Raw genomic sequence first — 25,220 nt, 5'->3', positions numbered from 1 at the left:
AACCGGACGGCTCGCGGAGCTATCGTTTAACGCGTTAAACGGAGGCTCGTGGTGCTTGGCGTCAGGCTCGACTCGGAACTGGAGGAAAGGCTGGCGGCGGTGGCGCGCACGCAGGGGCGCAGCAAGAGCGACATCGCGCGGGAAGCGGTGCGCCGCTATGTCGACCTGCACGATGAAGCCTATCGGCGCGAGGCGCGGCGCCAGTCGCTGCGCGCATCGAAGCGCGATGTGGCGGGCGACTATGCGTTCTGGGACGGTATCGCGCGCGAGGATGCGGCGTGGAGCTGATCCGCGGTGCCATCGTGCTGGTCGCCGGGCCGGATGGCGGCGGGGGCGCGCGGCCGAGCGTCGTCGTGCAGGCGGAACTGTTCAACGACTCGCACGCGACGATTACGCTGTGCCCACTGACGGATATCGTCGGCGGCGAGGCGCTGTTCCGCGTTGCGATCTCCCCGCAGGAGCATACCGGCCTGACGGTCGAGTGCGAGGTGCAGGTCGATCGCATCACCTCCGTCCAGCGTCATCGCATCGTCACCGTCATCGGTCATGCCTCCGCGACGCGGATGGAACAAATCGATCAGGCGTTGCGTCGCTGGCTTACTCTTTGAAATACGTAGCTTAGGACACGATCATGACACCAGCAGTGAAGACGATCCTCGACAAATACGAGGGCACGAGCCCGGCTGTGAAGGCGAACCTGTCGCGCATCCTGATGCAGGGCGCGCTGGGGGGCACCGGCAAGCTGGTGATCCTGCCGGTCGATCAGGGTTTCGAGCATGGCCCGGCGCGGTCGTTCGCGATCAATCCGCCGGCGTACGATCCGCATTACCATTACCAGATGGCCATCGACGCCGGGCTGTCGGCATTCGCCGCTCCCCTGGGAATGCTGGAAGCTGGGGCTGACACGTTTGCGGGACGCATCCCGACGATCCTGAAGCTCAACAGCTCGAACAGCTGGGCGACCTCGATCTCGCAGGCGCAGACGGGCAGCGTCGAGGATGCGCTGCGGCTGGGCTGCGCGGCGATCGGCTTCACCATCTATCCGGGATCCGACGGGATCTTCGATGCGATGGAGCAGATCCGCGAGCTTCGCGAGGAGGCCTCCGCGGCCGGGCTGGCGACGGTGATCTGGAGCTATCCACGCGGTGGCGACCTGTCCAAGGCGGGCGAACTGGCGCTGGATGTCGGCGCGTATGCGGCGCACATGGCGGCGCTGCTCGGCGCGCATATCATCAAGGTGAAGCTACCGACCGACCATATCGAGCAGAAGGATGCGGTGAAGAGCTACGAAGGGACCGACTGGTCGAAGCAGGCGGACCGGGTGAAGCACGTCGTGCAGTCGAGCTTCGCGGGGCGGCGGATCGTGGTGTTCTCCGGCGGCGCGGCGAAGGGATCGGACGCGGTGTATCAGGACGCGCGCGACATCCTGGCGGGCGGCGGCAACGGCTCGATCATCGGCCGCAACACGTTCCAGCGGCCGCGTGACGAGGCGCTCGCGATGCTCCAGAAGATCATCGCCATCTATAAGGGCGAGGACGCCTGATTGGACGACGGCGTCGCCTTCACCTGTCATCGCGCGATCGCGCCGATGATGTGGGTGGCGGTGACGCTGTCGCTGGTGGAGCTGGTCGTCGTCCATGCTTTGCTGGCGGTGTGGTGGCCGCGGGTGGCGACCGTGCTGTCGCTGGCGAGCGTGACGGCGATCGGATGGCTGGTTTGGGCGATCGGCACGCTGCGATCGCGGCCGAGCGTGGTCGCGCACAACGCTGCGCTGTTGCGCGCGGGCGCGATCAAGCGCGTGACGGTGCCGATCGCTGCCATCGACAGCTTACATCCCGGCGGCTGGACCGATGCCGAGGTGAAGGCGCGCGCTACGCTGAACCTCGCGCTGATCGCGTGGCCGAACGTCGTGGTGCGGCTTCGCGAGCCGATCATGCTCGGACGGCGGCGGATCGATGCGATCGCGCACCGGCTCGACGATCCCGATGGTTTCGCTGCGGCGCTGGAGCGGGTACGGGCAGCGGATGACTGACGATCCTCTCGGCCCGCTCGACCCCGATTTTGCCGTGTCCTTCACGCGCGACCAGCGCCGGCCGCCGTGCCAGCTTTATCTCGTGTCGCCGCTGGAAGTGGGGGGCGACTTCCCGGACCGGCTGGCGCGGGCGCTGGATGCGGGGCCGGTGGCGGCGTTCCAGTTCCGGGTGAAGGACGTCGACCAGCATATCGCCGCGAAACTGGCGGAGCCGTTGCAGCGGCTGTGCAGCGACCGCGAGGTGGCGTTCATCGTCAACGACTCGATCGCGCTTGCGAAGCGGCTGGGCGCCGACGGCGTGCATCTGGGACAGGATGACGGCGACCCGCGCGAGGCCCGCGATGCGCTCGGGCCGAACGCACAGATCGGTGTGACCTGCCACGACAGCCGGCATCTGGCGATGGAAGCGGGGGAGGCGGGGGCCGACTATGTCGCGTTCGGCGCCTTCTATCCGACGACGACCAAGGAGGTTCAGCATCGGCCCGAGCCGGTGATCCTGTCGTGGTGGTCGGCGGTATTCGAATTGCCTTCGGTCGCGATCGGCGGGATCACGCCCGCCAATGCCGCGCCGTTGGTGGCCTCGGGCGCGGATTTCCTCGCGGTGTCCGGATCGGTGTGGGGTGGAGACGAGGCTGCGGCGGTCCGGGCGTTTGGCGAGGTGCTCGCCAGATAATAGGGCTTCGGCGCCGGTCGTCGCGACGTAGAATCAGGAAAGGGGCGTTTCGGCCGTGACCGAAACGCCCCTTTCTTCAAACGGCCGGCGGCGAGCCGCCGGCGCGCTCGATCAGGCTGCGACCAGCTTGCTGGTGCGACGGCGCATCGCGCCACCGACCATGCCGAAGCCGCCGATCATCATCGCCCACGTGGCGGGCTCAGGCACCGCGCCGCCGATGGCGATGTTGTCGATCTCGAACGAGTTCTGGTCCGACGAGAACGTCACGCCGGCGATGCGCTCTGCGCCGTCGGCGGTGAAGATCGCGCGGAACGTCTGGCCGACGACGCCCGAGCCGTCGAACGTCTGCGACGTGCCGCCGAGATAGTTGATGGTCAGGAAGTTGTAGGCGTCGAGCGAACCGGCGTCGAAGCTGAAGGACGAAACCGGCTGTGCGAAGGTGTAGGTGGTGAAGCCGCCGCCGAGAACAGCGTAGAAGTTGCTGGGCATGTTGCCGTCGATCGGAGCAGCCTGGCCGGACGCGCCGGTCGGGCCGAACACGAAGCTGTTCGAGAACGCGGAGGGGGCGGGGGTCAGCGTGTCGTAATCAGCGAACAGCGTACGGCCGGTTTCGACCTGGCCGAGCGTGCCACGCGTCAAGGTCGCCGCCGAAGCCGAGCCAGCAACGGTCATCAGAGCGCCGGCCAGCAGGATAGCTACAGTCTTCATTGTGGATAAATCCCTTTAGTAACAATGGTGTCGATCCCGCCGATGTACGCTGCATTAATCCTTCGTCAATCAATCAAAAACGAATTCTGTTCTTTGTGTCGCAATTTGGGACACCGGGTAATTCGACCCGCGACGGGAACTTGGAAAGTATCGGCGGTCGGGGCGCAGTTGCCGTAGGGTCAACCCGGCGATTGGCCGGATGCAACCCCGGAGGGCGCTAGCGAGTTGATCTGCCAGCGTAACGGTAAAAAGGGACCTGATGATGCATCCGATTCGGCGACTCGCTCTGGCGGCAACGATGTTCGGGGGGGTCGTAGCGGTCCAGGCCGGCGCGCAGGCGCCCTCCACCGCGGCGAAACCGGCCGTCGATCTGGACATCCTGCGGGTGCAGGTGATCCTCGATCATCTCGGCTTCGGGCCGGGCGTGCTGGACGGGCGCGGCGGGATCGCGCTGGTCAACGCGCTGAAGGGCTTTCAGGAATCGCGCGGACTGCCGGTGACGGGCAAAACCGATGCCGCGACGGCGCAGGCGCTGTCCGCGTATCGCAACGCCAAGCCGACGGTGACGCTGGCGCTCAGCAAGGCGGCGCTGACCGGGCCGTTCATCGATCCGCTCCCCAAGGATTACGCGCTTCAGGCGAAGCTGCCGACGCTTGGCTATCGATCGCCGATGGAGAAGCTGGCGGAGATGTTCCACACCACGCCCGCCGTCATCATGGCGCTGAACTCGCCGCAGACGATGCTGACGGTGGGCACGAAAGTGGTGTTTCCCAACGCACTGCCGTCCAGCCGCGCCTATGACGCGAAGCTGACGGACGAATGGCGCACGACGCTGAACATGCTGAACGTCGACGCGAACCAGCCGAAAGCGGACCATATCGTCGTCGACAAGTCGGACGGGGTGCTGCGCGTTATGGACAAGGACGACAAGCTGATCGCGCAATTCACCGCGACGATGGGGTCGGAGCATGATCCGCTCCCGCTGGGCAATTGGACGATCAAGGGCGCGGATTACAATCCGAAATTCCATTACAATCCGGCGCTGTTCTGGGATGCCAAGAAGGGCGACGACAAGGAATTGCTGCCGGCCGGGCCGAACGGGCCGGTGGGCGTCGTGTGGCTGGACCTGTCCAAGGATCATTACGGCATTCACGGTACGCCCAATCCGGAGACGATCGGCCGCGCCGAGAGTCATGGCTGCATTCGCCTGACCAATTGGGATGCGGCGCGACTGTCGGTAATGGTCAAGCCCGGGACCAAGGCGGTATTCCGGGCGTAACGGCGGATGTCGCGGGTCGGTTGGGTCATTCTCGCGCTGATCGTGATCGGCGCGCTGGCGTTCGGGTCGATGCTGTCGTTCGGGTCCGGCGGCGGCCGGACCGTTCGCGAGCGGGTCGAGCAGGTGCTGCCGTTCGGTCGCAAGCCGCCGGGCAAGCTGGTGGTGCCGGTCGCGGGCGTTCCGCGAACGGCGATCGCCGACAGCTTCGGTGACGCACGTGGCGGCGGCACGCGCGGTCATCATGGCACCGACATCATGGCACCGGGCGGCACGCCGGTGCTGGCGGCGGCGGACGGTACGGTCGAGAAGCTGTTCGAGAGCAAACTCGGCGGCACGACGCTCTACGTCCGCTCGCCCGACCAACGCTGGGTGTATTATTATGCCCACCTGTCGGGCTACGCGCCGGACATCGCGGAGGGTCGCCGGGTCAGGGCCGGGGAGCGGATTGCCTTCGTGGGCGATACTGGCGACGCCGGCGCGGGCAATTATCACCTCCATTTCGGTGTCCAGCGCATGGCGGCGGGCGAGCGTTGGTGGCAGGGAGAGGACGTCAATCCCTACCCCCTGCTTGCCGGATCGGGCGCGTCTCGCTAGATCGCAGGGTACGGAGGCACGGCTTCCAGGCTCTTTCCAGTAGGTCTATCCCATGAAGATCAGCGGCGTGGACATTCGTCCCGGCAACATCATCGAGTATGAAGGCGGCATCTGGCGCGCCGTGAAGATTCAGCACACCCAGCCCGGCAAGGGCGGGGCGTATATGCAGGTCGAGCTGAAGAACCTGATCGACGGGCGCAAGAACAACGTTCGTTTCCGTTCGGCCGAGACCGTCGAGCGCGTGCGGCTGGATACGAAGGACTTCCAGTTCCTGTTCAAGGACGGCGAGGCGCTGACCTTCATGGACAAGGACAATTACGAGCAGATCACGCTCGACGCCGGTATCCTAGGCGATGCCGCGGCGTTCCTTCAGGACGGGATGGACGTGGTCCTCGAACTGTATGACGAGCGGCCGATCTCCGTCGAGCTGCCGTCGACGATCGAGGCGACCATTGTCGAGGCGGACGCGGTGGTGAAGGGGCAGACCGCCTCGTCCAGCTACAAGCCCGCGATCCTCGACAACGGCGTCCGCATCATGGTGCCGCCGCATATCGCCGCGGGGACGAAGATCGTGGTCGACGTGTACGAGCAGACCTACGTGCGGCGCGCGGAGTGAGACGGACAGCGGAGCTGTTCGCACACTCCGCCGCCCGGCCGGCGCACACGGCGCGACCGACGACGCGGGCTTTGCCCGCGGCCTGATGCCGAGGACCTTGCTGTCCTCACCCTCCCATCGCTGAAGAGCGATGGGCCCCTCCCTCTCCCAAAGGGAGAGGGGCGAAGGAAGTATGATGCCCTCCCATTCCGGTCTCTTCACCGTCATCGAGCGTGCCGCCCGCAAGGCCGGGCCGCGGCTGCGGCGCGACTTCAACGAGGTCCAGCATTTGCAGGTCAGCCGCAAGGGGCCTGCCGACTTCGTATCGATGGCCGACCAGCGCGCCGAGCAGACGCTGTACGAGGAACTGAGCCATGCCCGGCCCGACTGGGGCTTCCTGATGGAGGAGCGCGGCGAGGTGGCGGGCGATCCGTCGAAGCCGCGCTTCATCGTCGATCCGCTGGATGGCACCTCCAACTTCCTGCACGGCATCCCGCACTTCTGCATCTCGATCGCGGTCGAGGAGCCGATGCCGAACGGCAAGCGCGAGACCACGACCGCGCTGGTCTATCAGCCGCTGACCGATGAGAGCTTCTGGGCCGAGAAGGGCCGGGGCGCGTGGCACACCGACCAACGGCTGCGCGTGTCGGCGCGGCGCGACCTGTCGGAGGCGCTGATCGCGACGGGCATCCCGTTCCTGGGGCATGGCGACTTCGCGCAGTGGAGCCGCATCTTCGGCGCGGTGGCTCCGGAAGTCGCGGGCATCCGGCGCTTCGGCGCGGCGGCGCTCGACCTCGCATGGGTCGCGGCGGGGCGGTATGACGGGTTCTGGGAGTCTGGGTTGAAGCCGTGGGACGTCGCGGCGGGGCTGTTGCTGGTGAAGGAAGCGGGCGGCTTCGTCACCGACTTCCGCGGTGGCGACCGGCCGATGGAGCGCAACGAGTTCCTCGCGGCGAACGACGGGCTGCATTCCAAGCTGCACAAGCTGGTGGCGGGGGCGTTGCGCTGAGGGGCCGGCCCGCGTCAAGGCAGGGCTAAAGCTCCTCCATCCGCGGGGTGGGCAACACAGGTGTGCTTCCGAGCATCGCATGCCTCTTGCGAGTTATTCTCACACCCTCCCAGCCTTGCCCGTCCCGGCGGGCGGGCCTAAAGCGGACGCCATCCGTTCGCACTTGCGAGAAGCCCCTTGGTCGACCTGTCGCAATATCTTCCTATCCTGCTGTTCCTGGGCGTCGCGATCGCGCTGTCGAGCGCGTTCGTATTCCTGCCGATGCTGGTCGGTCGCCTGACCGGCACGCACCAGCCCAACGAACAGAAGCTGTCCGAGTATGAGTGCGGCTTTCCCGCATTCGAGGACCCGCGCAGCCAGTTCGACGTGCGTTTTTATCTGATCGCCATCCTGTTCATCATCTTCGATCTCGAGGCGGCGTTCCTATATCCTTGGGCAGTAAGCGTTTTTTCGCTCGGCTGGACCGCCTGGATCTCGATGATGATCTTCATCGGCGAATTGGCGCTTGGCCTTGCCTATGCATGGAAGAAGGGAGCACTCGAGTGGGAGTGACCGCGCATTCCGGGCCGATCGGCCTCGTCAACAATCCGGAACCCGGTACGTCGATCATCCAGCCCGATCAGGGGTTTTTCGACGGGTTGAACGGAGAGCTGACCGACAAGGGTTTTCTCGTCACGTCGACCGAGGAGCTATTCCAGTGGGCACGGACGGGCTCGCTGTGGTGGATGACGTTCGGACTGGCATGCTGCGCGGTGGAGATGATCCACGTCAACATGCCGCGCTACGATCTGGAGCGCTTCGGTGCGGCTCCACGCGCATCGCCGCGCCAGTCGGACGTGATGATCGTCGCGGGCACGCTGTGCAACAAGATGGCACCGGCGTTGCGCAAGGTCTACGACCAGATGTCGGAGCCGAAATACGTCATCTCGATGGGTAGCTGCGCCAATGGCGGCGGTTACTATCATTACAGCTATTCGGTCGTGCGCGGGTGCGACCGGATCGTGCCGGTCGACATCTACGTGCCCGGGTGTCCGCCGACCGCGGAAGCCCTGCTGTACGGCATCATGCAGTTGCAGCGTAAGATCCGTCGCAGCGGGAGCATCGAGCGTTGAGGGCTCCCGCTCCCGCTTATGCCGTCGCGCTGAACGACGAGACGATCGAATTGGCGACGCAGGCGATCGGCAGCGCGCTGACGCATGCCGTCGAACTGGTCGGCGAGGTGCAGTTGCACGTCCATCGCGACGGGCTGGTCCCCGCGCTGACCGCGCTGCGCGACACGCCGGGGCTGGAGTACCAGCAGCTGATGGAGATCGCCGGGGTCGACTATCCGAGCCGTGCCGAGCGGTTCGACGTCGTCTACAACCTGTTGTCGCTGACCCGGAACCACCGCGTGCAGGTGCATGTCGCCACCGACGAGGATCATGCGATCCCGTCCGTGACCGGCATCTGGCCCGTCGCGGGCTGGCTGGAGCGCGAGGTGTACGATCTGTACGGGGTGCTGTTCGAGGGTAATCAGGACCTTCGTCGCATCCTGACCGACTATGGCTTCCGCGGCCATCCGCTGCGCAAGGACTTTCCGATGACGGGCTATACTGAACTGCGCTACTCCGAGGAGGAGAAGCGGGTGGTGTACGAGCCGGTGTCGCTGGCGCAGGATTTCCGCAATTTCGACTTCCTGAGCCCTTGGGAAGGCGCGGCGTACGTGCTGCCCGGCGACGAGAAGGCTGCCCAGCCACAGGCGAAGGGTGCGCAGACGCCGGTGAGCGCGGATGCCGTGCAGAAGGCGGACGCGAAGGCGGAGGGTGCGAAGCCCGGTGGTGAGCCCGCCAAGGCGTCGAGCGAACCCTATGCGAAGACGACCGCGGACTCGACGGCCGATACCGGCAAGGGCGCTCCCGAAGCGGACGCCGTGCCGAAGCCGAAGGACCCGGATGTGATCCCCTCGAAACTGGGAGGGCAGAACGAATGAGTGCCGATCCAGGGCTGGCGCCCGCGACCACGACGGTCGACCCCTATATCGACGACGTGCTGGACACGACCGCGATCGAACGGTCGGGCGGCGACGGGTTCAGCGAGGGTGGCGACGTCACCATCAGCAACTACACGATCAACTTCGGGCCGCAGCATCCGGCGGCGCACGGCGTGCTGCGGCTGGTGATGGAGCTGGACGGTGAGATCGTGACGCGGATCGATCCGCATGTCGGGCTGCTCCACCGCGGCACCGAGAAGCTGATCGAGTACAAGACCTACGCGCAGGCGATCCCGTATTTCGATCGGCTCGATTACTGCTCGCCGATGTGCATGGAGCACACGTTCGTGCTGGCGATCGAAAAGCTGCTCGATCTGGAAGTGCCGATCCGCGCCCAGTATCTGCGGGTGTTCTTCGCGGAGCTGACGCGCATCTCCAACCACATGCTGAACCTGGGTTCGCATGTGATGGACGTCGGCGCGATGACGCCGAACCTGTGGCTCTTCGAGATCCGCGAGGACTGCTACAATTTCTTCGAGCGTGCGTCGGGCGCGCGGATGCATCATAACTACATCCGCCCGGGCGGCGTCCATCAGGACGTGCCGCTGAAGCTGCTGGCGGATATCGGTGATTGGCTGGACACGCGCCTGCCGCGCCTGTTCGAGGATGCGATCTCGCTTGTTGCGGACAACCGCATCTTCAAGCAGCGTAACGTCGACATCGCCACGGTCAGCCGCGACGACGCGATCGCCTGGGGCTTTTCCGGGCCGATGATCCGCGCGGCGGGCATTCCGTGGGACCTGCGCAAGTCGCAGCCGTACGAAGTATACGACCGCATGGAGTTCGACATTCCAGTCGGCACGCGCGGCGATTGCTACGACCGGTTCATGGTGCGCGTCGAGGAGGTCCGCCAGTCGGCCCGCATCATGCGGCAGTGCCTACGCGACATGCCCGAGGGGCCGATCGCCAGCGACGATCGCAAGGTGGTGCCGCCGAAGCGCAGCGAGATGAAGCGTTCGATGGAGGCGCTGATCCACCACTTCAAGCTCTACACCGAGGGCTATCACGTGCCCGCGGGCGAAGTATACGTCGCGACCGAAAGCCCGAAGGGCGAGTTCGGCGTGTATCTGGTGTCGGACGGCACGAACAAGCCGTATCGCTGCAAGATCCGCCCGACCGCGTTCAGCCATTTGCAGGCGATGGACTTCATGAGCCGCGGCCACATGCTGGCGGACACGACCGCCATTCTGGGCGCGATGGATATCGTTTTTGGTGAGTGTGACCGCTGATGGCCGACGCCGTTCATATCCCTGACGAGGCCGAGACCCGCGCGCGCTGGGGCGCGTTCGCGTGGAATGACGAGAATGCCGAGAAGGCGAAGATCGTGCTCGGCCGCTATCCGGCCGGACGCGAACAGTCGGCGTCGATCCCGCTGCTCGATCTGGCGCAGCGTCAGGTCGGGGCGGAGACGCACACGCAGGGCTGGTTGCCGGTGCCGGTAATCGAGTTCGTCGCGCGCCAGATCGGCGTGCCGTACATGCGCGTGTACGAGGTCGCGACCTTCTACACGATGTTCAACCTCGCGCCGGTCGGCCGCTATCACGTGCAGGTGTGCGGCACGACGCCGTGCATGCTGGCGGGCAGCGACGACGTGCTGGCGGCGTGCAAGAACCGCGGGCTGGTCAAGGGCGGGACGACGCCGGACGGCCTGTTTACGCTGACCGAGGTCGAGTGTCTGGGAACCTGTGCCAACGCGCCGATGGTCCAGATCAACGACGATAATTACGAAGACCTCGACTACGATCGCACGGTCGCGGTGCTGGAGGCGCTGGCCAACGGCGAGGCGCCCGCGCCGGGATCGACGACCGGCCGTCGTGCGAGCTGCCCGGCGGGCGGGCCGACCACCCTGAAGGAGATGGTCGACGCGAACCACGATTACCGGGGGGAGTGGGCCTGATGCTCGCCGACAAGGACCGCATCTTCACGAACGTCTACGGGTTCCAGCCGTGGACGTTGCAGGCGGCGCGCGCGCGTGGCGACTGGGACAATACCAAGGCGCTGCTGGAGCTTGGCCAAGACAAGATCATCGACGTCGTCAAGGCGTCGGGCCTGCGCGGACGCGGTGGCGCGGGCTTCCCGACCGGTACCAAATGGTCGTTCATGCCCAAGGAGCCGAAGGCGGACCGCCCGAACTTCCTCGTCATCAACGCCGACGAATCCGAACCCGGTTCGTGCAAGGACCGCGAGATCATCCGCCACGATCCGCACAAGCTGATCGAGGGGGCGCTGGTCGCCGGCTTCGCGATGCGTGCGCGGGCGGCGTACATCTACATCCGCGGCGAATATATCCGCGAGGCCGAGACGCTGTTCGCCGCTGTCGCCGAGGCATACGAAGCCGGGCTGGTCGGCAAGAACGCGTGCGGCTCGGGCTACGACTTCGACGTGTTCGTCCATCGCGGCGCGGGCGCGTATATCTGCGGCGAAGAGACGGCGATGCTCGAATCGCTGGAGGGCAAGAAGGGCCAGCCGCGCCTGAAGCCGCCTTTTCCGGCGGGGGCGGGCCTGTATGGTTGCCCGACGACGGTCAACAACGTCGAGTCGATCGCGGTCGCGCCGACGATCCTTCGGCGCGGGGCCGAATGGTTCTCCAGCTTCGGCGCGGAGAATAACCGTGGCACCAAGCTGTTCCAGATCAGCGGCCATGTGAACAAGCCATGCGTGGTCGAGGAGGCGATGAGCATCCCCTTCCGGCAGTTGATCGAGGAACATTGCGGCGGCATTCGCGGCGGCTGGGACAATCTGCTCGCGGTGATTCCCGGCGGGTCGTCGGTGCCGCTGGTGCCCGCGGCGCAGATCATGGACGCGCCGATGGATTTCGACGGCCTGAAGGCGGTCGGATCGGGGCTCGGCACCGCGGCGATCATCGTCATGGACAAGTCCACCGACATCGTCCGCGCGATCAGCCGTATCTCGTACTTCTACAAGCACGAGAGCTGCGGTCAGTGTACGCCGTGCCGCGAAGGCACCGGCTGGATGTGGCGGATGATGGAGCGGTTGCGGACCGGCGACGCCGACATCGGCGAGATCGACATGCTGCAACAGGTGACGAAACAGGTCGAGGGTCACTCGATCTGCGCGCTGGGCGACGCCGCGGCATGGCCGATCCAGGGCCTTATCAAGCATTTCCGCCCCGAACTGGAGCGGCGGATCAACGAACGCGGGGGCGACCTCGCACCGATGCAGGAGGCCGCTGAGTGAGGCGGATCAGCAACCTGCTGCTGGAAATCGCGCTGTTCGTCGCCTCGATCACTGCGTTGGGGTACCTCGTCCGCATGATCGTGGCGTGGTTCCTGCCGGTGCAGTGGTATTGGGGCGGCGCTATGGCCGCCATCGCCGCGCCGGTCTTGGTGGCGCTGGCCCTTTTCGTGTCGGCGCGCGTGCCGGCGACAGGAACGACACATGCCTAAGCTGAAGGTAGACGGGATCGAAGTCGAGGTGCCGCAGGGCGCCACGGTGTTGCAGGCGTGCGAGGCCGCGGGGAAGGAAATCCCGCGCTTCTGCTATCATGAGCGGCTGTCGATCGCCGGCAATTGCCGGATGTGCCTCGTCGAGGTGAAGCCGGGGCCGCCCAAGCCGCAGGCGTCGTGCGCCTTGCCGGCGGCGGACAATCAGGAGGTCTTCACCACCACGCCGATGGTGAAGCATGCCCGTGAGGGCATCATGGAATTCCTGCTCATCAACCACCCGCTGGATTGCCCGATCTGCGATCAGGGCGGCGAGTGCGATCTTCAGGACCAGTCGGTCGCGTACGGACGCGGCCAGAGCCGGTTCCAGGAGAACAAGCGCGCGGTCACCGAGAAATATATGGGGCCGATCGTCAAGACGATCATGACCCGCTGCATCCAGTGCACGCGCTGCATCCGCTTCGCCGAAGAGGTTGCCGGCGTGGAGGAGATCGGCGCGATCTATCGCGGCGAGAACATGCAGATCACGTCCTACCTCGAAGAGGCGGTGACGAGCGAATTGAGCGGCAACGTCGTCGATCTGTGCCCGGTCGGGGCGCTGACGTCGAAGCCCTATGCGTATGAGGCGCGCCCTTGGGAGCTGCGGCGGACGCTGACGATCGACGTGATGGACGCGGTCGGCACCAACATCCGGCTCGACAGCCGCGGTCGTCAGGTTTTGCGCTGCGTCCCGCGGATAAACGAGGACGTGAACGAGGAGTGGGCGTCGGACAAGACGCGCCACGCCGTCGACGGGCTGGTCCGCCGGCGTCTGGACCGGCCGTTCGTGCGCAAGGGCGGCAAGCTGGTCGAGGCGACGTGGGACGAGGCGTTCGCGGCGATCGCGGCGGTGGACGCCGGATCGAGCGTCGCGGCGGTCGCGGGCGATCTGGTCGATTGCGAGACGATGTACGCGGCGAAGGCGCTGCTGGCCTCGATGGGCTCGACCCTGCTCGAAGGGCGCCAGACGGGCATGGACTATGATACGTCCAGCCTGGCGGCGGTGAACTTCAACACCACGATCGCGGGCACCGAAGAGGCGGACGCGATCCTGCTGGTGGGCACCAACCTGCGCTGGGAAGCGCCGCTGGTGAACACGCGCATCCGCAAGGCGATCAAGCGCGGCGCGAAGGTGTTCGCGGTCGGGCCGGAGACGGACCTGACCTACAAGGTTCAGTGGCTGGGGGCCGATCTGTCGGTGCTGGGCGACCTGCCCGACGCGGTGACGACGGCGTTCGGCGAGGCGAAGAAGCCGATGGTGATCGTCGGCGGTGGCGCACTGAAGGGCGGCCACGGCGCGGCGCTGAAGCTGGCGGAGACGCTCAACCTCGTGCGGGACGGCTGGAACGGCTTCAACGTCGTGCACATGGCGGCGTCGCGGATGGGCGGGCTGATGCTCGGCTACGCGCAGAAGGGCGGCATCGCCGATCTGGCGGATGCGAAGCTGACCTTCTTCCTCGGTGCGGACGAAGTCGACTTCTCGCGGTTCGGCGGGTTCAAGGTCTATGTCGGGCATCACGGCGACAAGGGTGCGGCGGCCGCGGACGTGGTCCTGCCGGGCGCGACCTATGCCGAGAAGTCTGGCACATGGGTCAATCTTGAAGGGCGCGTGCAGCGCGGCGAGCGCGCGGTGTTCCCGCCGGGCGACGCGCGAGAGGACTGGACGATCCTGCGCGCGCTCTCCGAAGTCGTCGGCACGAAACTGCCGTTCGACAGCCTCGCGGGCTTGCGCGAGGAGATGTACACGGCGGTGCCGGCTTTGCGGCATGAGGGGCTGGCGCGCTTCGAATGGAATGCGCCCGCGCTGGACGCGACGGCGTCGGGCGTGATGGACGGCTATCCGATCAAGGATTTCTACCTGACGAATGCGATCTGCCGCGCGTCGCCGACGATGCAGCGCTGCTCGGCCGAACTGATCCACGGACAGGATTTCGCGGAGGCGGCGGAGTGACGGGTTTCTTCAATACGACCGTCGGCATGAGCTACGAATGGTCGTGGTTCCTGGCGACGATCATCGGCATCCTCGTCATCGCATTGCCGCTGATGCTGGCGGTGGCGATGATCATCTACGCCGATCGCAAGATCTGGGCGGCGATGGCGCTGCGGCGCGGACCGAACGTGGTCGGGCCGTTCGGTTTGCTCCAGTCGTTCGCGGACGGCCTGAAGGTTTTCCTGCAGGAGACGATCGTCCCCGCCGCGGCCAATCGCGGGCTGTTCCTGCTGGCGCCGATCATCACCTTCACGGTGGCGCTGATCGTATGGGCGGTGGTGCCGTTCCAGGCGGGCGTGGTGCTGGCCGACATCAATGTCGGGTTGCTGTATGTGCTCGCGGCGTCGTCGCTGGGCGTGTACGGGATCATCCTATCGGGCTGGGCGTCGAACTCCAAATACCCGTTCTATTCCGCGTTGCGTGCCGCGGCACAGATGGTCAGCTACGAAGTCGCGATCGGGTTCGTGCTGATCTCAGTCGTGCTGTGGGCGGGCAGCTTCAACCTTTCGACGATCGTGCTGGCGCAGCGCGCGGTGTGGCCGATTATCCCGGTCAACGGTTTCGCGTTCAACCCGCTGCTGTTTCCGATGGCGGTGGTGTTCCTGATTTCCGCACTGGCCGAGACGCAGCGTGCGCCGTTCGACCTGACCGAGGCGGAGTCGGAGCTGGTTGCGGGCTACCAGACCGAATATTCGTCGATGAGCTTCGCCCTGTTCTGGCTCGGCGAATACGCCAACGTGCTGCTGATGTGCGCGCTGAACGCGACGCTGTTCTGGGGCGGGTGGCTGCCGCCGATCGACTGGGCGCCGCTCTACGTGGTGCCGGGGATCATCTGGCTGTTCGCCAAGATCCTGTTCTTCTTCTTCGTGTTCAGCTGGATCAAGGCGACGGTGCCCCGGTACCGCTATGACCAGCTGATGCGGCTGGGCTGGAAAATCTTCCTGCCGCTGTCGCTGTTCTGGGTGTTCCTCGTGTCCGGCGTGCTGATGTTCATGCGGGTGGGAATCTGATTATGTCTATCGCGCAGACCATCAAGGCGTTCACGCTGTGGGAGTTCGTCAAGGCGCACGCCCTGACCCTGAAGTATTTCTTCAAGGCCAAGGCGACGATCAACTACCCGTACGAGCGCAACCCGGTCAGCCCGCGGTTCCGTGGGGAGCATGTGCTGCGTCGCTATCCGAACGGCGAGGAGCGGTGCATCGCGTGCAAGCTGTGCGAGGCAGTGTGCCCGGCGCAGGCGATCACGATCGAGGCAGAGCCGCGCGACGACGGTTCGCGCCGTACGACGCGCTACGACATCGACATGACGAAGTGCATCTACTGCGGGCTGTGCCAGGAGGCATGCCCCGTCGACGCGATCGTCGAGGGTCCAAATTACGAATTCTCGACCGAGACGCGCGAGGAGCTGATCTACGACAAGGCCAAGCTGCTCGATAATGGCGACCGCTGGGAAAGTGCGATCGCGGCGAACCTTGCCGCCGATGCGCCGTACCGTTAATGCGCCGCCTCATCCTTAACAGCGCGGGCAAGGGGGCCGTCGCGTGATCCAGGCCATCGCCTTCTACCTGTTCGCCGCCGTCGTGATCCTGTCCGGTGCGATGACGATCTCGTCGCGCAACCCGGTGCATTCGGTCATGTGGCTGATCCTGGCGTTCTTCAACGCCGCCGGGCTGATGGTGCTCGTCGGTGCCGAGTTCATCGCGATGCTGCTCGTCATCGTGTATGTCGGCGCGGTCGCGGTGCTGTTCCTGTTCGTCGTGATGATGCTCGACATCGACTTTGCCGAACTGCGGGCTGGCGTGATGCGCTATGCCGGCATCGGTCTGGCCGTCGCGGTTGCGCTGGCGGCGGAGGTCATCATCGCGGTCGGCGCGTGGAGTGCCGGCACGCTGGACCTGACGCGTCGTGTCGCGCCGATCGATCCGGTCGTGCCGAACATCCAGGCTATCGGTAACCTGCTGTATTCGCGCTACGTCTTCATCTTCGAGGCGGCCGGCTTCGTGCTGCTCGTCGCGATGATCGGTGCGATCGTATTGACCCACCGCGAGCGGTCGGGCGTGCGTGGGCAGAACATTGCACGTCAGGTGAACCGTCGCCCGCAGGACTCCACGCGCAACATGCAGCCGCCGGTGGGGCAGGGGGTGTCGCTGTGATCCTTCGACAGGCTCAGGACGAGCGGAACAGCGGAGTGCCGCGCACGTGATCGGGTTGGTCCATTACCTCGTCGTCTCGGCGATCCTGTTCACGATGGGGGTGCTCGGCATCTTCGTTAACCGAAAGAACCTGATCGTCATCCTGATGGCGATCGAGCTGATCCTGCTCGCGGTGAACCTGAACCTCGTCGCCTTTTCCGCTTATCTTCACGATCTGGTCGGGCAGGTGTTCGCCATGTTCGTGCTGACCGTGGCGGCGGGCGAGGCGGCGATCGGTCTTGCGATCCTCGTCATCTATTTCCGTGGCCGGGGCACGATCTCGGTCGACGACGTCAACCGGATGAAGGGGTAAACGGTTGATCCTCGCTATCGTATTCCTGCCGCTGCTCGCGGCGATCGTCGCAGGTCTTGGCAACAAGGCGCTGGGGGCGTTCCCGGCCAAGGTGCTGACCACGACCGCGCTGTTCGCGTCGTGCGCGCTGTCGTGGCCGATCTTCCTGGGCTTCATCGCCGGATCGAACGTCGCGACGGTGACGCCGGTGCTGACGTGGATCGTGTCGGGCGGCGTCGACGTCGCCTGGGGCTTTCGAGTCGACGCGCTGACCGCGGTCATGCTCGTCGTCATCACGTCGGTGTCGGCGCTCGTCCATCTGTATAGCTGGGGCTATATGGAGGAGGACCCCGACCAGCCGCGCTTCTTCGCGTATCTGTCGCTGTTCACCTTCGCGATGTTGATGCTGGTGACCGCGGACAACCTGATCCAGATGTTCTTCGGTTGGGAGGGCGTCGGACTGGCGTCGTACCTGCTGATCGGCTTCTGGTTCCGGAAACCCTCGGCCAATGCGGCTGCGATCAAGGCGTTCGTGGTCAACCGCGTCGGCGATCTCGGCTTCATGCTCGGCATCTTCGGGACGTTCCTCGTCTTCGGCACCGTGTCGATCCCGGCGATCCTCGCCGCGGCGCCCGGCATGGCCGGATCGACGATCGGCTTCCTGGGGTATCGCTTTGACACGATGACGGTGCTGTGCCTGCTGCTGTTCGTCGGTGCGATGGGCAAGTCGGCGCAGCTCGGCTTGCACACATGGCTGCCCGACGCGATGGAAGGTCCGACCCCGGTGTCGGCGCTAATCCACGCGGCGACGATGGTCACGGCGGGCGTGTTCATGGTGTGCCGCCTGTCGCCGATGTTCGAGGTGTCTCCGGTCGCGCTCCATGTCGTGACGTTCGTGGGTGCGGCGACGTGCCTGTTCGCGGCGACGTGCGGCGTGGTGCAGACCGACATCAAGCGCGTGATCGCCTATTCGACCTGTTCGCAGCTCGGCTACATGTTCTTCGCCGCGGGCGTCGGCGCGTACGGCGCGGCGATGTTCCACCTGTTCACGCACGCCTTCTTCAAGGCTCTGTTGTTCCTGGGCGCCGGTTCGGTGATCCACGCGATGCACCACGAACAGGACATGCGCTATTATGGTGGCCTTCGGAAAAGCATTCCGCTGACCTTCTGGGCGATGATGATGGGCACGCTGGCGATCACCGGCGTCGGCATCCCGGGCATTGTCGGCCTGCCGCAGATCGGCTTTGCGGGCTTCCACTCGAAGGACGCGATCATCGAGGCGGGTTGGGCGTCGGGCAATGCCGGCGTGTGGTTCGTCGGCGTGCTCGTCGCGGCGATCACCAGCTTCTATTCGTGGCGGCTGATGTTCCTGACCTTCTGGGGTCAGCCACGCTGGGCGGCGTCGGAGCATATCCAGCACGCGTTGCACGACGCGCACGGACATCATGACGAACATGGCCACGATCATGCTCATGACGCGCACCACGCCGATGAAGCGCATGGCAATCCGGCGCAGGCCGAGGACGGTGGCCATCGTCCTTCCGTGCACGGTGCCTCGCAGCAGGACCTGCCGGTCGGCACCGGTGGCTATCACCCGCACGAGAGCCCGGTTCCGATCCTCATTCCGCTCGGCGTCCTGTCGCTCGGCGCGATCGCCGCGGGCTTCGCGTTCCACGGCGCGTTCATCGAGCCGGAGGCGGGCGAGACCTTCTGGAAGGGCGCGCTGGCGTTCCGCGAGCATCTGATGCACGCGATGCACGAGGTGCCGACGATCATCAAATTGTCGGCGTCGATCGCGATGCTGCTCGGGCTGTTCACCGCGTGGTTCGCCTATATTCGCAAGCCGGAGTTCCCGGCGATCGTCGCGGACCAGTTCAGCGTCCTCTACCGCTTCCTGCTCCACAAATGGTATTTCGACGAGTTGTACAATCTGCTGTTCGTCCGTCCCGCCTTCGCCATCGGCCGCCTGTTGTGGCACCGCGGCGACGAGAAGACGATCGATCGCTTCGGCCCGAACGGGTCGGCATGGCTGGTGCAACTGGGATCGCGTGGGGCGGCCAAGCTACAATCGGGGTATGTCTATTCCTATGCCTTCGTCATGTTGATCGGGCTGACCGCCGCGGTCACCTGGGCCATCGCGGGTTAATCGGGTGATGGAAGGCTTTCCCATCCTGTCGCTGATGCTCGCGGTTCCGGCGATCGCCGCCGTTGCATGCCTGTTCCTGCCGGCGCAGACCGCGCGCACCGTGGCGCTCATCGCGACGCTGATCGACTTCGCGCTCGGCATCGTGCTGTGGACCAGCTTCGACATCGGCGGCGCGCAATGGCAGTTCGTGGAGCAGGGGCCGCGCCTCGGCTTCTTCGCCTGGGACCTGGGCATCGACGGGTTCGCGCTGCTGCTGATCATGCTCAGCGTGTTCCTGATGCCGATCTGCATCGGCGCGAGCTGGCGTTCGGTGACGAACCGCGTGCCGGAATACATGGCGGCGTTCCTGCTGACCGAGGTGCTGATGATCGGCACGTTCGCGGCGCAGGACCTGTTCCTGTTCTACCTGTTCTTCGAAGCCGGCCTGATCCCGATGTACCTCATCATCGGCATCTGGGGCGGGGCGAACCGCATCTATGCGTCGTACAAGTTCTTCCTGTACACGCTGCTCGGGTCGCTGCTGATGCTGATCGCGATGCTGTACATGGTGCAGACCGCAGGCACGTCGAGCATTCCCCGGCTTCAGGCGTTCGACTTTCCGGCGCATGTGCAGACATGGCTGTGGCTGGCGTTCTTCGCATCGTTCGCGGTGAAGATGCCGATGTGGCCGGTCCATACTTGGCTGCCCGATGCGCACGTGCAGGCGCCGACCGCCGGGTCGGTGATCCTAGCCGGGGTGCTGCTGAAGCTCGGCGGTTACGGCTTCCTGCGCTTCAGCCTGCCGATGTTCCCGGAGGCGTCGGGTCAGCTCACTTGGCTGATCTTCGCGCTGTCGAGCATCGCCGTCATCTACACCTCGCTCGTCGCGCTGGTGCAGGCGGACATGAAGAAGCTGATCGCCTATTCGTCGGTCGCGCACATGGCGATCGTGACCATCGGCCTGTTCGCGTTCAACCGGCAGGGCATCGAGGGTGCGATGATCATGATGCTCAGCCACGGGCTGGTATCGGGTGCGCTGTTCCTGTGCGTGGGCGTGATCTACGACCGGCTGCATACGCGAGAGATTTCGCGTTACGGTGGGCTCAGCATCAACATGCCGCGCTATGCGATCCTGTTCCTGTTCTTCACGATGGCGTCGATCGGTCTGCCGGGCACCAGCGGCTTCGTCGCCGAGTTCCTGTCGTTGATGGGCACGTATCAGGTGTCGACCTGGACTGCGCTGCTGTGCACGACCGGCATCATCCTCGGTGCGGCGTACATGCTCTACCTCTATCGCCGGGTCGCCTATGGCGAGATCCCGTCGGAGGAGGTGCGCGCGATGCCGGACCTGAGCAGCCGGGAGCTGTGGTTGCTCGCCCCGATCGCCGCGGTCGTGCTGTGGATGGGTGTCTACCCCGAGAGCTTCATGGCCCCGATGCGGACCGACGTCGCCACGCTGCTGGCACGGATCGACCGCGCCGCTCCGCCGAGCGACTCCAAACCCACTGCCGGCAATCCGGCCGCCGCTGCAAAGGCCGCGGCGGAACACGGCGGCGAGCACGGGGCTGCGGCCGCCGGGCATGAAACGACGCCCGGGGAGGCGCACTGATGAGTTACGCCGCCAACCTCGCGATGACGCTGCCCGAACTGGTGCTGGGTGTCGGCGCGATCGTCCTGATGCTGGTATCCGCCTGGGGCGGGCCGGGTTCGACACGCCTCGTGTCGTGGGCCTCGGTCGCGATCCTCGCGGGTGCGGGTATCGCCCTGACGGGTCCGGCCGGCAACGGCGGGCCTGCGTTCGACGGACTGTACCGCGCCGACGCGTTTGCCGCCTTTTCCAAGGTCCTGATCTACATCGCGACCGCCATCGCCATCCTGATGGCGCCGGGCTTTTTCCAGCGCACCAGCGGCGACGATCTGCGTCCCGAATATCCGGTGCTGATGCTGCTGTCGGCGGCGGGCATGGGGATGATGGTATCCGCGACGGACATGCTGACGCTGTATGTCGGTCTGGAGTTGCAGAGCCTTGCGGCGTACGTGCTGGCCAGTTTCATGCGGCGCGACGCGCGTTCGGCGGAGGCCGGGCTGAAGTATTTCGTGCTCGGTGCGCTCGCCAGCGGCATCCTGTTGTACGGCATCAGCCTCGTGTATGGCTTCTCGGGCACGACATTGTTCGACGGCATCGCCGCGGCCTATGCGGGGCAGCGCTCGATGGGCCTGTTGTTCGGGCTGGTGTTCGTGTTCGCCGGCATCGCGTTCAAGATTTCGGCGGTGCCGTTCCACATGTGGACGCCCGACGTGTACGAGGGCGCGCCGACACCGGTGACGGCATTCTTCGCCTCCGCGCCCAAGGTCGCGGCCATGGGCCTCGCGGTGCGGGTCGCGATCGAGGCAATGGGGCCGGCGACGGACCAGTGGCGCCAGATCGTGATCTTCGCGGCGCTGGCGTCGATCGTGCTCGGCGCGGTCGCGGCGATCGGGCAGACCAACATCAAGCGGCTGCTCGCCTATTCCTCGATCAACAATGTCGGCTTCGCGCTGATCGGCCTCGCCGCGGGTACGCCTGCGGGCGTGGCCGGCGTGATGACGTACATGACGATCTACATCGCGATGACGCTGGGGTCGTTTCTCGTCGTGTTGCAGATGCGCGACGAGGACGGCCAGCCGGTCGAGACGATCGCCAGCCTGTCGGGTATGTCGCGGACGCGGCCGGCGCTGGCCGCGGCGATGGCGATGTTCATGTTCTCGCTGGCCGGTATCCCGCCGCTGTTCGGCTTCTACGCCAAGTTCGCGGTGTTCGATGCGGCGGTCGCGGCGGGGCTGTTCCCGCTGGCGGCGGTCGGCATCGCGGCGTCGACGATCGGTGCCTATTACTACCTGCGCGTCGTCAAGACGATGTACTTCGACGAGCCGGTGACGGCATTCCCCCGTTTCGAGGGCGAGGTCCTGCAAGGCGGTCTGATCGCGGTGGCGGCGGTGTTCATCTCGCCGCTGGGTTATTTCGCGATCCCGCTGCTGGGTGGCTGGGCGATGGCTGCGGCGCAGGCGCTGTTCTGACGCAGCGGCGGACGGTGGCGGAGACGGGGTCGACCAACGCCGACCTCGTCCTGCTGGCGAAAGCGGGCGCGGCGGAGGGGTTCTGGCTCCGTACCGAGCGCCAGACGGCGGGGCGCGGGCGGCAGGGTCGGGCGTGGATGTCGCCTCCGGGTAACTTCTATGCGTCGACGCTGGTGCGGTTGCGCGGGAGCGATCCCCAGGCGGCGACGCTGGCGTTGGTGGCAGGGGTAGCGCTGGAGGAGGCGGTCAGGGTCTTTCTTGAAGCGTCGCCCGTCCTCTCCCAAGGGGGCCTGAGACTTAAATGGCCGAATGATCTGCTGCTGGATGGGGCCAAGCTGTCCGGGATATTGCTCGACCGGGTGGACGATGCGGTGATCGTCGGGATCGGCGTCAATCTGGCGCATCATCCCGATCTGCCGGATCGCGCCACGACCAGTCTGGCGGCGCATGGCGTCGACGTCGATCCGGCCGCGTTGCTCGACGTACTGGCGGAGGCGTTCGCACGCTGGGTCGAGCGGTGGCGGGGTGAGGGCATTGCCGCAGTGCGCGCGCGGTGGCTGGAGCGGGCGCATCCGGTCGGCACGGCGCTGACGGCGCGGCTGGCGGACGGCACGGTGATCGACGGGCTGTTCGACGGCCTCGATCCCGACTGCGCATTGACGCTGCGCTTGGCGTCGGGCGAGCGGCGTGTCATCCACGCGGCCGACGTTTTCCTGCTCTGAAGGACAGGCATGCTACTCGCGATCGATGCCGGCAACACGAACGTGGTCTTCGCGCTGGTCGAGGACGGCACCGTCCGTGCCCGCTGGCGCATTGCGACAGATCCGCGCCGCACCGCGGATGAATATGCGGTCTGGCTCAGCCAGTTGCTGGCGCTGGAGGGATATGACCGCAGCGTTGTGCAGGGGGTGATCGTCGCCACCGTTGTGCCGCGCGCGCTCCACAACCTTCAGGTGCTGAGTTCGAAGTATTTCAGGACGGAGGCGCTGATCGCCGGCCGTGCGCCGGTCGAATGGGGCATCGCGATCGACGTCGACGAACCCGCGTCGCTGGGGGCGGATCGCGCGGTCAACACGATCGCCGCGCATGCGCTGCACGCGGGCGACCTGATCGTGATCGACTTCGGCACCGCGACGACGTTCGACGTCAGCGATTATACCGGCGCGTACAAGGGCGGGATCATCGCGCCCGGCATCAACCTGTCTCTCGATGCGCTGGTCACCGCCGCCGCCAAGCTGCCGCGCATCGCGATCGAGGCGCCGGCGACTGCCAGCGTGATCGGCCGCAACACCGTCGACCAGATGCATATCGGCATCTATTGGGGCTATATCGCGATGATCGAGGGCCTCGTCGCGCGGCTGAAGGCGGAGGTCGGACGCCCGGTGAAGGTGATCGCGACCGGCGGTCTGGCCGACCTTTTCAAGCAACATACGACCGTGTTCGATGCGATCGAGCCCGATCTGACCATTCAAGGGCTGGCGATGATGTGGGATAAGGCCCATATCCGCTGAACCACGCCCGCGCCGGGCGACCATCCGGCGCTCCCTTTTTTGAAAGTATTGAATGACTCCGAAGAACGAACTGCTTTTCTGTGCGCTCGGCGGCTCCGGCGAGATCGGCATGAACGTCAACCTGTACGGTTGTCGCGGCAAATGGCTGATGGTTGATTGCGGCATCACCTTCGCAGACCCCGCATATCCCGGCATCGACGTGATCCTGCCGGACCTGCAATTCATCGAGGACCGGATCGACGATCTCGTCGGCATCGTCCTGACTCACGGGCATGAGGACCATATCGGCGCGCTGCCGTATCTGGCGGAAGACCTCGGCGTGCCGCTCTATGCGACGCAGTTCACCGCAGGGCTGATCCGCGGCAAGCTGGACGAGGAGGGCATCGCCGACCGCGTCAAGCTGAAGATCATGGAGCCGAGCCGGCGGTTCGACGTCGGCGGCTTCGGCGTGACGTTCGTGCCGCTGTCGCACTCGATCCCGGAATCGTCGGCGCTGCTGATCGAGACGCCGGAGGGCACCGTGTTCCACACGGGCGACTGGAAGCTGGACGCGACGCCGGTGATCGGCACGCCGTTCGATCCCAAGCAGCTCGCGGCGATCGGCGACAAGGGTGTCGACGTGTTGGTGTGCGATTCGACCAACGTCTTCAATTTCGAGGCCTCGGGCTCGGAAGCGAGCGTGCGTCAGGGGATCGCGGAAACTGCAGCCAAGGCGCGCGGGCGCATCCTCGTCACGACCTTCGCGTCGAACGCGGCGCGGCTGGTGACTCTGGGCGAGGTTGCGCGTGAGACCGGACGCAAGCTGTGCGTCACCGGCCGCTCGCTCGACCGCATCCTGAAGGTCGGCCGCGCGTGCGGCTACTTCAAGGATTTCCCGGAGACGGTCGATCCCGAGACGGCGATGAAGCTGCCGCGCAACAAGGTGCTGATCGTCGCGACCGGCGGTCAGGGCGAGCCACGTGCGGCGCTGGCGCGAGTGGCGAACAACGACCACACGATCAAGCTGGACGCGGGCGACACCGTGATCTTCTCGTCCAAGCAGATTCCCGGCAACGAGGTGGCGATCGGCCGCATCCAGAACCAGCTCGCCGCCAAGGGCGTGGAGATGGTGACGGAGCGTCAGGCGCACGTTCACGTCTCCGGCCATCCCGGCCGGCCCGAACTGAAGCGGATGTACGACTGGATCCGCCCGGAAGTGCTGATCCCCGTCCACGGCGAGATGCGCCACATGATGGAGCATGCCCGCTTCGGTATTTCCGAAGGCGTGCCGCAGGCGATCGTGCAGGCGGACGGCGATATCGTGCGGCTGCGGCCGGGCGCCGCCAAGAAGGTCGGGCATGCGACGGTCGGCCGGCTGGTACTGGACGGCGACGTGATCCTGCCGTCGGACGGGTCGACGATCAACGAGCGTCGCCGCATCGCGCTGCACGGGCAGATTTCCGTCGCGGTTGCGGTAGGGCAGGGCGGTCGCCTGCTCGGCGTGCCGCAGGTCAAGCTGCAGGGCGTGCCGGTCGAGGACGAGCGCGAGGCGTTTATCGCCGACGCGGTTGAGGCCGCTTCCGACGCCGCCAAGGGTAACCGCCGCGGCATGGACCGGATGCGCGAAGACGTGCGCCTCGCCGTGCGCCGCGTCGCCACGCGCTGGACGGGCAAGAAGCCGATCGTCGATGTGCTGGTGATCGAGGCCTGAT

General features: G+C 65.8%; 28 protein-coding genes. 27 read left to right on the top strand and 1 reads right to left on the bottom strand.

The window, feature by feature from the left end:
- The first annotated feature begins 51 nt into the window (after nucleotides 1-51).
- Genes relB through thiE form a run of 5 tightly spaced genes read left to right on the top strand, consistent with a single transcriptional unit; the run spans nucleotide 52 to nucleotide 2,705 of the window.
- Nucleotides 52-288, top strand: coding sequence for a type II toxin-antitoxin system RelB family antitoxin (gene relB, locus ILT43_RS02075; protein WP_204193748.1), 237 nt, complete (start codon nucleotides 52-54; stop codon nucleotides 286-288).
- Nucleotides 279-608, top strand: coding sequence for a type II toxin-antitoxin system PemK/MazF family toxin (locus tag ILT43_RS02070; RefSeq protein ID WP_204193747.1), 330 nt, complete (start codon nucleotides 279-281; stop codon nucleotides 606-608). The genes relB and ILT43_RS02070 overlap by 10 nt, the downstream gene beginning before the upstream one ends.
- A 23-nt stretch (nucleotides 609-631) precedes the next feature.
- Complete coding sequence (locus ILT43_RS02065) at nucleotides 632-1,543, top strand: class I fructose-bisphosphate aldolase (protein ID WP_204193745.1); 912 nt, start codon at nucleotides 632-634, stop codon at nucleotides 1,541-1,543.
- A complete protein-coding gene (locus ILT43_RS02060) occupies nucleotides 1,544-2,032 on the top strand; it encodes a hypothetical protein (RefSeq protein ID WP_204193743.1) in 489 nt (162 codons plus the stop codon).
- Nucleotides 2,025-2,705, top strand: coding sequence for a thiamine phosphate synthase (thiE, locus tag ILT43_RS02055; RefSeq protein ID WP_204193741.1), 681 nt, complete (start codon nucleotides 2,025-2,027; stop codon nucleotides 2,703-2,705). Before ILT43_RS02060 ends, thiE begins: the two co-directional genes overlap by 8 nt.
- A 111-nt stretch (nucleotides 2,706-2,816) precedes the next feature.
- Here the strand turns inward: thiE and ILT43_RS02050 are convergent, their stop codons facing one another.
- Complete coding sequence (locus ILT43_RS02050) at nucleotides 2,817-3,413, bottom strand: PEPxxWA-CTERM sorting domain-containing protein (protein WP_204193739.1); 597 nt, start codon at nucleotides 3,411-3,413, stop codon at nucleotides 2,817-2,819.
- A 262-nt stretch (nucleotides 3,414-3,675) separates the two neighbouring features.
- Here ILT43_RS02050 and ILT43_RS02045 point away from each other — a divergent pair, with 262 nt between their 5' ends.
- The 22 genes from ILT43_RS02045 (at nucleotide 3,676) to ILT43_RS01940 (ending at nucleotide 25,219) form a co-directional block, all read left to right on the top strand.
- Nucleotides 3,676-4,692 (top strand): L,D-transpeptidase family protein, encoded by a 1,017-nt coding sequence (locus tag ILT43_RS02045; protein ID WP_239473971.1) that lies wholly within the window; start codon nucleotides 3,676-3,678, stop codon nucleotides 4,690-4,692.
- A 6-nt stretch (nucleotides 4,693-4,698) separates the two neighbouring features.
- The gene (locus ILT43_RS02040) at nucleotides 4,699-5,286 is read left to right on the top strand and encodes a M23 family metallopeptidase (protein WP_204193736.1); all 588 of its coding nucleotides are present in this window, start codon (nucleotides 4,699-4,701) and stop codon (nucleotides 5,284-5,286) included.
- Nucleotides 5,287-5,338: 52 nt separating this feature from the next.
- Nucleotides 5,339-5,902, top strand: coding sequence for an elongation factor P (gene efp / locus ILT43_RS02035; RefSeq protein ID WP_204193734.1), 564 nt, complete (start codon nucleotides 5,339-5,341; stop codon nucleotides 5,900-5,902).
- A gap of 175 nt (nucleotides 5,903-6,077) precedes the next feature.
- Entirely contained in the window at nucleotides 6,078-6,890 is an 813-nt protein-coding gene (locus tag ILT43_RS02030) for an inositol monophosphatase family protein (protein WP_211534343.1), read from the top strand.
- 177 nt (nucleotides 6,891-7,067) lie between these two features.
- Nucleotides 7,068-7,442: an NADH-quinone oxidoreductase subunit A gene (locus ILT43_RS02025; RefSeq protein ID WP_239473850.1), complete on the top strand. Its 375-nt coding sequence runs from the start codon at nucleotides 7,068-7,070 to the stop codon at nucleotides 7,440-7,442.
- Nucleotides 7,412-8,002 carry a NuoB/complex I 20 kDa subunit family protein gene (locus ILT43_RS02020; protein WP_204193730.1) on the top strand — a complete coding sequence of 197 codons (591 nt, stop codon included), beginning with the start codon at nucleotides 7,412-7,414 and terminating at the stop codon, nucleotides 8,000-8,002. The genes ILT43_RS02025 and ILT43_RS02020 overlap by 31 nt, the downstream gene beginning before the upstream one ends.
- On the top strand, nucleotides 7,999-8,859 hold the full coding sequence (locus ILT43_RS02015; protein ID WP_204193728.1) for an NADH-quinone oxidoreductase subunit C: 861 nt from the start codon (nucleotides 7,999-8,001) through the stop codon (nucleotides 8,857-8,859). Before ILT43_RS02020 ends, ILT43_RS02015 begins: the two co-directional genes overlap by 4 nt.
- Nucleotides 8,856-10,148, top strand: a complete 1,293-nt coding sequence (locus ILT43_RS02010; protein WP_204193726.1) for an NADH-quinone oxidoreductase subunit D — start codon at nucleotides 8,856-8,858, stop codon at nucleotides 10,146-10,148. Before ILT43_RS02015 ends, ILT43_RS02010 begins: the two co-directional genes overlap by 4 nt.
- A complete protein-coding gene (locus ILT43_RS02005) occupies nucleotides 10,148-10,816 on the top strand; it encodes a complex I 24 kDa subunit family protein (protein ID WP_204193725.1) in 669 nt (222 codons plus the stop codon). Before ILT43_RS02010 ends, ILT43_RS02005 begins: the two co-directional genes overlap by 1 nt.
- Nucleotides 10,816-12,117, top strand: a complete 1,302-nt coding sequence (nuoF, locus tag ILT43_RS02000) for an NADH-quinone oxidoreductase subunit NuoF (protein ID WP_204193723.1) — start codon at nucleotides 10,816-10,818, stop codon at nucleotides 12,115-12,117. The genes ILT43_RS02005 and nuoF overlap by 1 nt, the downstream gene beginning before the upstream one ends.
- Nucleotides 12,114-12,326, top strand: a complete 213-nt coding sequence (locus ILT43_RS01995) for a hypothetical protein (RefSeq protein WP_204193721.1) — start codon at nucleotides 12,114-12,116, stop codon at nucleotides 12,324-12,326. Before nuoF ends, ILT43_RS01995 begins: the two co-directional genes overlap by 4 nt.
- On the top strand, nucleotides 12,319-14,313 hold the full coding sequence (nuoG, locus tag ILT43_RS01990; protein WP_204193720.1) for an NADH-quinone oxidoreductase subunit NuoG: 1,995 nt from the start codon (nucleotides 12,319-12,321) through the stop codon (nucleotides 14,311-14,313). The genes ILT43_RS01995 and nuoG overlap by 8 nt, the downstream gene beginning before the upstream one ends.
- 26 nt (nucleotides 14,314-14,339) lie before the next feature.
- Complete coding sequence (gene nuoH, locus ILT43_RS01985; protein ID WP_204196086.1) at nucleotides 14,340-15,362, top strand: NADH-quinone oxidoreductase subunit NuoH; 1,023 nt, start codon at nucleotides 14,340-14,342, stop codon at nucleotides 15,360-15,362.
- A 2-nt stretch (nucleotides 15,363-15,364) separates the two neighbouring features.
- Nucleotides 15,365-15,850, top strand: coding sequence for an NADH-quinone oxidoreductase subunit NuoI (gene nuoI, locus ILT43_RS01980; RefSeq protein WP_055843617.1), 486 nt, complete (start codon nucleotides 15,365-15,367; stop codon nucleotides 15,848-15,850).
- A gap of 43 nt (nucleotides 15,851-15,893) precedes the next feature.
- Nucleotides 15,894-16,505 carry an NADH-quinone oxidoreductase subunit J gene (locus ILT43_RS01975; RefSeq protein WP_204193718.1) on the top strand — a complete coding sequence of 204 codons (612 nt, stop codon included), beginning with the start codon at nucleotides 15,894-15,896 and terminating at the stop codon, nucleotides 16,503-16,505.
- 46 nt (nucleotides 16,506-16,551) lie between these two features.
- Nucleotides 16,552-16,857 carry an NADH-quinone oxidoreductase subunit NuoK gene (nuoK, locus tag ILT43_RS01970; protein ID WP_055843615.1) on the top strand — a complete coding sequence of 102 codons (306 nt, stop codon included), beginning with the start codon at nucleotides 16,552-16,554 and terminating at the stop codon, nucleotides 16,855-16,857.
- 4 nt (nucleotides 16,858-16,861) lie between these two features.
- The gene (gene nuoL, locus ILT43_RS01965) at nucleotides 16,862-18,982 is read left to right on the top strand and encodes an NADH-quinone oxidoreductase subunit L (protein ID WP_204193716.1); all 2,121 of its coding nucleotides are present in this window, start codon (nucleotides 16,862-16,864) and stop codon (nucleotides 18,980-18,982) included.
- 7 nt (nucleotides 18,983-18,989) lie between these two features.
- Nucleotides 18,990-20,570 (top strand): NADH-quinone oxidoreductase subunit M, encoded by a 1,581-nt coding sequence (locus ILT43_RS01960; RefSeq protein WP_204193714.1) that lies wholly within the window; start codon nucleotides 18,990-18,992, stop codon nucleotides 20,568-20,570.
- On the top strand, nucleotides 20,570-22,018 hold the full coding sequence (gene nuoN / locus ILT43_RS01955; protein WP_204193712.1) for an NADH-quinone oxidoreductase subunit NuoN: 1,449 nt from the start codon (nucleotides 20,570-20,572) through the stop codon (nucleotides 22,016-22,018). The genes ILT43_RS01960 and nuoN overlap by 1 nt, the downstream gene beginning before the upstream one ends.
- A gap of 14 nt (nucleotides 22,019-22,032) precedes the next feature.
- A complete protein-coding gene (locus tag ILT43_RS01950; RefSeq protein ID WP_204193711.1) occupies nucleotides 22,033-22,740 on the top strand; it encodes a biotin--[acetyl-CoA-carboxylase] ligase in 708 nt (235 codons plus the stop codon).
- A gap of 9 nt (nucleotides 22,741-22,749) precedes the next feature.
- Entirely contained in the window at nucleotides 22,750-23,529 is a 780-nt protein-coding gene (locus tag ILT43_RS01945) for a type III pantothenate kinase (RefSeq protein WP_204193709.1), read from the top strand.
- A 52-nt stretch (nucleotides 23,530-23,581) separates the two neighbouring features.
- On the top strand, nucleotides 23,582-25,219 hold the full coding sequence (locus tag ILT43_RS01940; RefSeq protein WP_204193707.1) for a ribonuclease J: 1,638 nt from the start codon (nucleotides 23,582-23,584) through the stop codon (nucleotides 25,217-25,219).
- The last annotated feature ends 1 nt before the right edge of the window (nucleotide 25,220 follow it).

The organism is Sphingomonas longa (assembly GCF_016892685.1).
In the GTDB taxonomy this organism is placed as follows: domain Bacteria; phylum Pseudomonadota; class Alphaproteobacteria; order Sphingomonadales; family Sphingomonadaceae; genus Sphingomonas; species Sphingomonas longa.
The sequence above is the reverse complement of the archived record's forward strand: the minus strand, read 5'-3'. Positions and strand labels throughout refer to the sequence as shown.

Coding starts and splice junctions, on each gene's coding strand:
- ILT43_RS02065 (WP_204193745.1), top strand. CDS start 632: ATGACACCAGCAGTGAAGACGATCCTCGACAAATACGAGGGCACGAGC.
- thiE (WP_204193741.1), top strand. CDS start 2,025: ATGACTGACGATCCTCTCGGCCCGCTCGACCCCGATTTTGCCGTGTCC.
- ILT43_RS02050 (WP_204193739.1), bottom strand. CDS start 3,413: ATGAAGACTGTAGCTATCCTGCTGGCCGGCGCTCTGATGACCGTTGCT.
- ILT43_RS02045 (WP_239473971.1), top strand. CDS start 3,676: ATGCATCCGATTCGGCGACTCGCTCTGGCGGCAACGATGTTCGGGGGG.
- ILT43_RS02040 (WP_204193736.1), top strand. CDS start 4,699: ATGTCGCGGGTCGGTTGGGTCATTCTCGCGCTGATCGTGATCGGCGCG.
- efp (WP_204193734.1), top strand. CDS start 5,339: ATGAAGATCAGCGGCGTGGACATTCGTCCCGGCAACATCATCGAGTAT.
- ILT43_RS02030 (WP_211534343.1), top strand. CDS start 6,078: ATGCCCTCCCATTCCGGTCTCTTCACCGTCATCGAGCGTGCCGCCCGC.
- ILT43_RS02020 (WP_204193730.1), top strand. CDS start 7,412: ATGGAAGAAGGGAGCACTCGAGTGGGAGTGACCGCGCATTCCGGGCCG.
- ILT43_RS02010 (WP_204193726.1), top strand. CDS start 8,856: ATGAGTGCCGATCCAGGGCTGGCGCCCGCGACCACGACGGTCGACCCC.
- ILT43_RS02005 (WP_204193725.1), top strand. CDS start 10,148: ATGGCCGACGCCGTTCATATCCCTGACGAGGCCGAGACCCGCGCGCGC.
- nuoF (WP_204193723.1), top strand. CDS start 10,816: ATGCTCGCCGACAAGGACCGCATCTTCACGAACGTCTACGGGTTCCAG.
- nuoG (WP_204193720.1), top strand. CDS start 12,319: ATGCCTAAGCTGAAGGTAGACGGGATCGAAGTCGAGGTGCCGCAGGGC.
- nuoH (WP_204196086.1), top strand. CDS start 14,340: ATGAGCTACGAATGGTCGTGGTTCCTGGCGACGATCATCGGCATCCTC.
- nuoI (WP_055843617.1), top strand. CDS start 15,365: ATGTCTATCGCGCAGACCATCAAGGCGTTCACGCTGTGGGAGTTCGTC.
- ILT43_RS01960 (WP_204193714.1), top strand. CDS start 18,990: ATGGAAGGCTTTCCCATCCTGTCGCTGATGCTCGCGGTTCCGGCGATC.
- nuoN (WP_204193712.1), top strand. CDS start 20,570: ATGAGTTACGCCGCCAACCTCGCGATGACGCTGCCCGAACTGGTGCTG.
- ILT43_RS01945 (WP_204193709.1), top strand. CDS start 22,750: ATGCTACTCGCGATCGATGCCGGCAACACGAACGTGGTCTTCGCGCTG.
- ILT43_RS01940 (WP_204193707.1), top strand. CDS start 23,582: ATGACTCCGAAGAACGAACTGCTTTTCTGTGCGCTCGGCGGCTCCGGC.